This window comes from Serratia ureilytica (assembly GCF_017309605.1).
In the GTDB taxonomy this organism is placed as follows: Bacteria; Pseudomonadota; Gammaproteobacteria; order Enterobacterales; family Enterobacteriaceae; genus Serratia; species Serratia ureilytica.
In genome coordinates, this window is the sequence record NZ_CP071320.1 from 447,112 (window position 1) to 453,176 (window position 6,065).

5 protein-coding genes are annotated in these 6,065 nt (G+C 60.5%); 4 read left to right on the plus strand and 1 reads right to left on the minus strand.

Features of this window, described 5'->3' with window-relative positions:
• The first annotated feature begins 94 nt into the window (after positions 1 to 94).
• Positions 95 to 1,456 carry an NCS2 family permease gene (locus tag J0X03_RS02125; RefSeq protein ID WP_069100424.1) on the plus strand — a complete coding sequence of 454 codons (1,362 nt, stop codon included), beginning with the start codon at positions 95 to 97 and terminating at the stop codon, positions 1,454 to 1,456.
• 197 nt (positions 1,457 to 1,653) lie between these two features.
• On the plus strand, positions 1,654 to 3,303 hold the full coding sequence (locus J0X03_RS02130; RefSeq protein WP_004936822.1) for a Na+/H+ antiporter: 1,650 nt from the start codon (positions 1,654 to 1,656) through the stop codon (positions 3,301 to 3,303).
• 76 nt (positions 3,304 to 3,379) lie between these two features.
• Here the strand turns inward: J0X03_RS02130 and J0X03_RS02135 are convergent, their stop codons facing one another.
• Positions 3,380 to 4,267 carry a LysR family transcriptional regulator gene (locus J0X03_RS02135; RefSeq protein WP_033644435.1) on the minus strand — a complete coding sequence of 296 codons (888 nt, stop codon included), beginning with the start codon at positions 4,265 to 4,267 and terminating at the stop codon, positions 3,380 to 3,382.
• Between the two features lie 139 nt (positions 4,268 to 4,406).
• Between J0X03_RS02135 and J0X03_RS02140 the strand changes: the two genes are divergently transcribed.
• Both J0X03_RS02140 and J0X03_RS02145 read left to right on the plus strand, forming a co-directional pair.
• On the plus strand, positions 4,407 to 4,829 hold the full coding sequence (locus J0X03_RS02140; RefSeq protein ID WP_004936830.1) for a CidA/LrgA family protein: 423 nt from the start codon (positions 4,407 to 4,409) through the stop codon (positions 4,827 to 4,829).
• Positions 4,822 to 5,511 carry an LrgB family protein gene (locus J0X03_RS02145; protein ID WP_160204653.1) on the plus strand — a complete coding sequence of 230 codons (690 nt, stop codon included), beginning with the start codon at positions 4,822 to 4,824 and terminating at the stop codon, positions 5,509 to 5,511. Before J0X03_RS02140 ends, J0X03_RS02145 begins: the two co-directional genes overlap by 8 nt.
• Positions 5,512 to 6,065 lie beyond the last annotated feature (554 nt).

Here is a 6,065-nt window from a genome sequence, read left to right on the forward strand (position 1 = left end):
AACGTGACGTAAACGATTACGTGGCGATCAGGCGCGGGCGAGATTACAGGCCTGCTGCGACGGGCCGATTCATGAAACACAGGGGAAGTAACCTATGTCGAACTCTCAAGCGAACCACGCCGCAAAACCAACCGGCGGGCTTGATGGCTATTTTAAAATTTCCGCGCGCGGCAGCAGCGTGCGTCAGGAGGTGGTGGCGGGGCTGACCACCTTCCTGGCGATGGTGTACTCGGTGATCGTGGTGCCGAGCATGCTGGGCAAAGCGGGCTTCCCGCCGGCGGCGGTGTTCGTTTCCACCTGTCTGGTGGCCGGTCTGGGCTCGCTGCTGATGGGGCTGTGGGCTAACCTGCCGATGGCCATCGGCTGTGCGATCTCGTTGACCGCCTTTACCGCTTTCAGCCTGGTGCTCGGCCAACATATCAGCATTCCGGTGGCGCTGGGCGCGGTGTTCCTGATGGGCGTGCTGTTCACCGTCATCTCGGTCACCGGCATCCGCGCCTGGATCCTGCGCAACCTGCCGATGGGCGTGGCGCACGGCACCGGCATCGGCATCGGGCTGTTCCTGCTGCTGATCGCCGCCAACGGCGTCGGCCTGGTGGTGAAGAACCCGCTGGATGGCTTGCCGGTGGCGCTCGGCGCGTTCACCTCTTTCCCGGTCGTCATGACGCTGGTCGGCCTGGCGGTGATCTTCGGCCTGGAGAAACTGCGCGTGCCCGGCGGCATTCTGCTGGTGATCATCGCCATTTCCATCATCGGCCTGATCTTCGACCCGGCAGTGAAATATCAGGGGCTGTTCGCCATGCCGAGCCTGGCGGACGCTGACGGTAAATCGTTGATCTTCAGCCTGGATATCATGGGCGCATTGCAGCCGGTGGTGTTGCCGAGCGTGCTGGCGCTGGTGATGACCGCGGTGTTCGACGCCACCGGCACCATCCGCGCGGTAGCCGGGCAGGCCAACCTGCTGGACAAAGACGGCCAGATCATCAACGGCGGCAAGGCGCTGACCTCGGATTCCCTGAGCAGCATCTTCTCCGGGCTGGTGGGCGCCGCGCCCGCCGCAGTCTACATCGAGTCCGCCGCCGGCACCGCCGCGGGCGGCAAGACCGGCCTGACCGCCACCGTGGTCGGCGTTCTGTTCCTGCTGATCCTGTTCCTGTCGCCGCTGGCCTATCTGGTGCCGGTCTACGCCACCGCGCCGGCGCTGATGTACGTCGGCCTGTTGATGCTGAGCAACGTCACCAAGCTGGACTTCAACGACTTCGTCGACGCGATGGCCGGCCTGCTGTGCGCCGTGTTCATCGTGCTGACCTGCAACATCGTCACCGGCATCATGCTGGGCTTCAGCTCGCTGGTCATCGGCCGCATCTTCTCCGGCGAATGGCACAAGCTGAACATCGGCACCGTGCTGATCGCCGTGGCGCTGGTGGCGTTCTACGCCGGCGGCTGGGCGATTTAAGCCTCTTGGGTTTCCCTCGCCCATCGGGCGGGGGAGCCTGTGACGGCAATTCCCTTCTTAAGATAAGTCTTCTTCTGCTCTGCACCGCGTTTTGAAAGGCACAACAAGCTTTAACGGCTGTAAAAAAAGTGATCTACTATCGGGACCAACGCAGGCCCTGAGCCGATGTCGTCTGAATCGTAGAGTCTAAGGAAAGCATGGAAATCTTTTTTACAATCCTCATTTTGATCCTGGTGGTCTCCCTGTCCGGGGTGGTGACGCGCATGTTGCCGTTCCAGGTGCCGCTGCCGCTGATGCAAATCGCCATCGGGGCCCTGTTGGCCTGGCCGCATTTCGGGCTGCACGTCGATTTTGATCCCGAACTGTTCCTGGTGCTGTTCATCCCGCCGTTGCTGTTCGCCGACGGCTGGAAAACGCCGACGCGCGAGTTCCTGCATCACGGGCGTGAAATTCTCGGCCTGGCGCTGGTGCTGGTGCTGATCACCGTGGTCGGCGTCGGTTATCTGATCTACGCCATGGTGCCGGGCATTCCGCTGGTGGCGGCCTTCGCGCTGGCGGCGGTGCTGTCGCCGACCGATGCCGTGGCGCTGTCCGGCATCGTCGGCAAAGGGCGGATTCCCAAGCCGATCATGGGCGTGCTCGAGGGCGAGGCGCTGATGAATGACGCGTCCGGCCTGGTGTCGCTCAAGTTCGCCATCGCGGTGGCGATGGGCACGATGGTGTTCACCGTGGGCGGCGCGACCCTTGAATTCCTCAAAGTGGCGATCGGCGGCCTGTTGGCCGGCGTGGCGGTCACCTGGACTTACAGTAAATCGCTGCGGGTGATGAGCCGCTGGAGCGGCGACGATCCGGCGACCCAGATCGTGTTCCTGCTGCTGCTGCCGTTCGCGTCCTACCTGATCGCCGAACATATCGGCGTTTCCGGCATCCTGGCGGCGGTGGCGGCGGGGATGACCATCAGCCAATCCGGCGTGATCCGCAACGCGCCGCTGGCGATGCGCCTGCGCGCCAACAGCGTGTGGGCGATGCTGGAATTCGTGTTCAACGGCATGGTGTTCATCATGCTGGGCCTGCAGCTGCCGGGCATTCTTGAAACCTCCATCCTGCAGGCGGAGCTGGATCCGACCATCCAGACCTGGTATCTGTTCGCCGACGTGGCCACCATCTACGCCGCGCTGCTGGTGCTGCGTTTCACCTGGCTGTGGGTGATGAAGAAGGCCAGCAACCGCTTTATGAAAAAGCGTCCGCTGCAGTTCGGCGATTACAGCACACGTGAGCTGTGGGTGGCGTCGTTCGCCGGGGTGCGCGGGGCGATTACCCTGGCCGGCGTGCTGTCGATACCGCTGTTGTTGAGCGACGGCACCGCCTTCCCGGCGCGTTATCAGCTGGTGTTTATCGCCGCCGGGGTGATCCTGCTGTCGTTGATTGTCGGCGTGCTGGCGTTACCGCTGCTGTTGCGCGGCGTGCAGGTGACCGACAAGAGCGCCAGCAAGCAGGAAGAGCGCATGGCGATCGCTATGGCAGCCGAGGTGGCGATCGAGAGCGTGAATAAAATGGAAGAGCGCCTGGTCGCCGATACCGAAGAGAATCTCGATCCGCAGGTGTTGAAAGAAGTCAGCTCGCGGGTGACGGGCATGTTGCGGCGGCGTATCGCGTCGAAAGACGATATCGAGAATGCGCTGGCGATGGAAAACCTCGAGCGGCGTTTCCGCCTGACGGCGCTGCGCGCCGAGCGCGGCGAGCTGTACCACCTGCGCGCCACGCAGAAAATCAGCAACGAGACGCTGCAAAAACTGCTGCACGATCTCGATTTGCTCGAAGCGCTGTTGATCGAGCGCGAGGGGTAAACGCAGAGGGAGGAATAAACGTTTTTCCTCGTTATCCCCATCCTGAAGGGCCGCCTGTGCGGCCCTTGTTTTTTGGCTACTTGAGCGGCGGCCAGTAGTCGCGGCAGCAGGCGATCCAGGCCTGCGCGCTGTGCGACAAATAGCTGCCCTGGCGCCAGATCAGGCCGATTTTCCATTCCATGCGCGGTTCCAGCGGCAGCCAGACCAGGTTTTCCTTATCCAGCCAGCGGCAAACCGGCTCCGGCAGCATGGCGATGCCCACGCCGGCCTGCACCATCGAGGCGAGGAAGTCCCATTGGCCGCTGCGCACCGCGATTTGCGGTTCAAAACCGGCCAGGCGAAACGCCTTCATCAGCATCTTGTACAGCGCAAAGTCTTCGTTATAAATCAGGATCGGGCTGTCGGCCAATTCGGCGATATTGATGCTGGTGCGGTTGAGCCACTGCGGCGTGCGCGGCGCCACCACGCACATCGGGTGGCCCAGCAGCGGCAGAAAGGTCAGCGGCTGCTCCGAGTCGAAGGGCAACACCGTCATCGCCAGATCCAGTTCGCCGGACATCACCGCCTGTTCGACCGACAGCCCGCCCAGCTCGGAAATCTTCAATTCGATGCCGGGGTAGGTCTGACGAAAGCGGCGGATCAGATCGGCGATCTGCCTGCCGACCATCGGCGGAATGCCCAGCCGCAACACGCCCTTTTTCACCGAGCTGATGTCTTCCAGCTCCGCCTCCAACTGGCGGAATTCGTCGAGGATCGTCAGGCCGCGCTGATACACCGCCTGGCCGCTGTCGGTCAGGCGCAGCTTGCGGCCTTCGCGGATCAGCAGCGTGCATTCCAGCTCCTCCTCCAGATGCCGCAGCATTTTGCTGATGGTGGGCTGGGTGACGAACAGTTTTTCCGCCGCGCGGGTGAAGCTTTGCTGGCGCACCACTTCAACGAAGTAGCGCAGGGTGCGGACATCCACGTTAGGGTTCTCCTTGGGGACGCTACCGGCGGGAAACTATTCCCGGACGGCATGATGTCGATAATTTTAATTCATTTCAGGCGTGGTTTCCCGGCTGCGTATACTGTAGGCCGTCAATTATTGTTTGAGGTCATCTTTCATGTCTCTGGCGTTACGCCGCGTTGCCCCCTCCCTGCTGACCCGTTTGCAGGTGCCGATTCAGGTGGCGTTGTATGCGGCGCTGTTCCTGATCGCCGATCGCCTGGTGCAACAATTCCACCTGCCGCTCCCCGCCAATATCGTCGGCATGCTGATGCTGCTGGCGCTGATCCTGCTGCGCATTCTGCCGCTCAGCTGGGTCAAGGCCGGCTCCCGCTGGCTGCTGGCGGAAATGCTGCTGTTTTTCGTGCCGGCGGTGGTGGCGGTGGTCAACTATGCCCAGCTGCTGATGGTCGAGGGCTGGAAGATCTTTCTGGTGATCGCAGTCAGCACCATGCTGACGCTGGGCGCCACCGGGCTGGTGGTGGACAGGGTGTATCGGCTGGAGATTTGGCTGCAGCGGCGGAAGCAGCGCCATGAATGATTTTATCCTTAGCCTGGCCTGTTTTCTGGCGACGCTGGCGCTGTATTTCGCCAACAAGAAACTCTATCGCCGCCGCCGCACGTTGCTGCTGATGCCGCTGGTGCTGACGCCGATGATTCTGGTGTTGCTGCTGGTGGTCACCCATATCTCCTATCAGGACTACATCGGTGAAACCCACTGGCTGCTGTGGCTGCTGGGGCCCGCGACCATCGCCTTCGCGGTGCCGGTGTACGAGAATCTGCATATCATCCGTCGCCACTGGCTGTCGCTGACCGCCGGGGTAACGACCGCGGTGCTGGTGGCGGTGTACAGCTCGGTGTGGCTGGCGCGCCTGTTGACGCTGCCGGAAGAGGTGCAGCGCAGCCTGGCGGTGCGGTCGATCACCACGCCGTTCGCGCTGGAGGCCGCCAAACAGATGGGCGGGCAGCCGGATCTGGTGGCGCTGTTCGTGGTGATCACCGGGGTGTTCGGCATGGCGGTGGGGGATATTTTGTTTTTGCGGCTGGCGGTGCGCAGCCGTCTGGCGAAGGGCGCCGGATTTGGCGCCTCGTCGCACGGCGCCGGCACTGCCCGCGCCTATGAGCTGGGGTCGCAGGAGGGCGTGGTGTCGAGTTTGGTGATGATGCTGGCCGGCATCATCACGGTCGTGGCCGCGCCATTGATCGGCCGGCTGATGTGGTAAGACCTCTTGGGGCGGGCTCTGCCGCCCCATTGACATTGTCTGCGGTTGGGAACGGTGCCGTTGATTTGCGCACGAAAAAACGCAAAATTTTTTCAGCATAATTTTTCCCATTGTTATAACAAAAAGCGATAGAGCCGCTGCCGATAAAACCGGGCATAAATTTCGATGACAATGAATTAATTAAATTATTAATTATTGTTTTTAAAACAATAAAGTATAACTTATTGATATGGAGAGGCTCTTATCGTAAGAATTGCTGCATATTAACCTCTTTGAATAATACAAAAAAATATTAATTATTCTCTAATCATCTCAGGTTAATACAAGTTCAATACCCTCGTCATCCCTGAGTAATATCGGGGAAATAAAATGGTCATTTATTCCCTTTCGCACGTTTCGCCAAAAAAAATATCCTCTCCTATACTTCACAGCTCAGCAAATTGAGGCGCAGGGGGGACCTCTGGATTAGCCATTCTATCCTTTCTTAGTTGGGGGAGACCCAGCTTTTCTACGGTTTTTTTATTCTGACTTGAACTGTCGGGCGGCCAGTCTTT